Raw genomic sequence first — 1,840 nt, 5'->3', positions numbered from 1 at the left:
GTGGACGGCGCGCCGGGCCGCGTCGACGAGACGTTCGCCGCGGCCGAGTAGCACACCCGGTAGGGCGAGTTCGCCGGTGAACGGCTCGAACTCGCGGGGGGCGACGCCGATCCGGACGCCATTGTCGGCATCCCAGCACCGCAGGGTCACCACATCGATCGACACAACGGATTGCTCCACGTCATCCCATCCTGCCTCGAGCTGCTCTGCTCCGGGCGCAGTACGTTGTCACCGGCCGGTACCGCGGTTCACGGTACGGATGCTCCGATTCTTCCCTGCCGACCGACATCAGCGGGCCGCTCCCTCCGGTCGGCGACCGAACCCGCGACAGCGCGGTCGCGCCGATCCGGGCCGTGCCCGGTCAGCACCACCGGTACCCGCAACCGCTCGGCCAGCCACGCTGCCGGGTCGGTGTCGATCGGCACGAGAATCGGTGTCGCAGCGAGGAGTTGGCCGGTGAGCCGCTGCTGGTGATCGAGATCACGCCACCGGCCGGGGACCAGTACGGCCGATCTGCCCGTCGGCGTCTCGTATGCCTGTGCGGCGCAGAGGGTTCCGGGCACGTCGAGGTGGTTGACGACCAGCCCGTCGATCCCGCCGCACACGTCGACGGCGTAGCGCAGCAGGATCGGATCCAGGTGTCCCTGCCGAAACGCACCCTGATAGCGCCCGGTGCCGTTGTGCGGTTCGGGAAAACCGAGCGGCGCTTCGGTCGGCAGCGGACCCGCGCCGTGCCGGGTCATATAGGTGCGGGTGACGCCGAGAACCGCGGCGGATCCGCCGATGTCGCGGATCATGGCGCGGGCGTTGCGTGGCTCGACCGTCGACCAGGTGGTGTGCGGGTGCAGGCCGCGCCACTCGTCGAGTAACACACCCTGCGCGCCCTCGAACACCAATCGGCCATCGTGCGCGATCCGGGCGAGTTCCTCCGCACCGGTGATGCGGACGGCTCGCGCGAAATCGCCGTACATCGCCACCAGGGCATCGATCGATTCGTACCCGTGCGCGCTGGGGCCGATGAGGTCCTCGTAGTGCGCCGCGAGCCGATCCAGTTTGGCGCGCAGCACGGCAGGAGCCCGGCAGTCGGCAACGCTCGGCGCGTCGTTCTCCAGTGCGTACCAGGCTGTTTCACCGATACCGCGGCCGCAGGAACCGTGCCGCGAAGTACCCCTCGCGTCCTCGCGCGCACGGTTCGCCGCGATGTGGATCGGCGTGGTCAGCAGGGCGCGGCCGTCGACGGCGAGCAGGCCGAGCGGGTCGTGCACACCGAGCGCCGCCACCTGTTCGGACTCGGCGGCGAGCGCGATCGGCTCGACCAGCATGTGCCGCGACAGGAGCGTCGGGACCCCCGAGAAAGTCCCCGATCCGAATTGCGCGAAGGTGTGGTGGCGACCGTCGGCCACGACGTTGTGCGCGGCCTGCGCACCGCCGTTGAACCGCACCACGGCCGCCACCCCGAGATCGGCCTCGGGCGAGCACAACCAGTCGACCGTGGCGCCCTTGCCCGCGTCACCGAAGCCCAGATCGACGACGACGAGGTGCCTGTCACCGAACACCTGGCTCATCGCCCCGGCGGCAGCGCGCGCGGCGCCTGGCCGGGCTTCGAGCCGAGCGCTCGGCCGACCGCATCGGCCTCATCACTCGATCCGACGTCGCGCAGATCGGCCAGACCGGTGTCAAGATCGACCCGGTCCTCGCCCAATCCGATGGTCAGCGCGATCAGTTCGCAGACCGCGCCGGGGTCGTCGAGTTTCAGGAAGTTCTGCCCGAGCAACGCCCGCCAGTGTTCGGCGATGTCCGGATCCCGGTAGTACGACGACTGATTCGGCAGGATGTAGTA

Annotated in this window: 1 protein-coding gene and 2 pseudogenes; all 3 read right to left on the bottom strand. The window is 69.8% G+C overall.

The window, feature by feature from the left end; genetic code table 11:
* A pseudogene (locus ACFWF3_RS34395) lies at window positions 1-180 on the bottom strand (NUDIX hydrolase); the annotation flags it as partial.
* A 68-nt stretch (window positions 181-248) separates the two neighbouring features.
* On the bottom strand, window positions 249-1,565 hold the full coding sequence (locus ACFWF3_RS34390) for an adenylosuccinate synthetase (protein ID WP_379318204.1): 1,317 nt from the start codon (window positions 1,563-1,565) through the stop codon (window positions 249-251).
* A pseudogene (locus tag ACFWF3_RS34385) lies at window positions 1,562-1,840 on the bottom strand (hypothetical protein); the annotation flags it as partial. The gene ACFWF3_RS34390 and the pseudogene ACFWF3_RS34385, both read right to left, overlap by 4 nt.

Source organism: Nocardia sp. NPDC060220, from assembly GCF_042727815.1.
Lineage (GTDB): Bacteria > Actinomycetota > Actinomycetes > Mycobacteriales > Mycobacteriaceae > Nocardia.
This window is presented reverse-complemented; position numbering and strand designations above follow the sequence as displayed.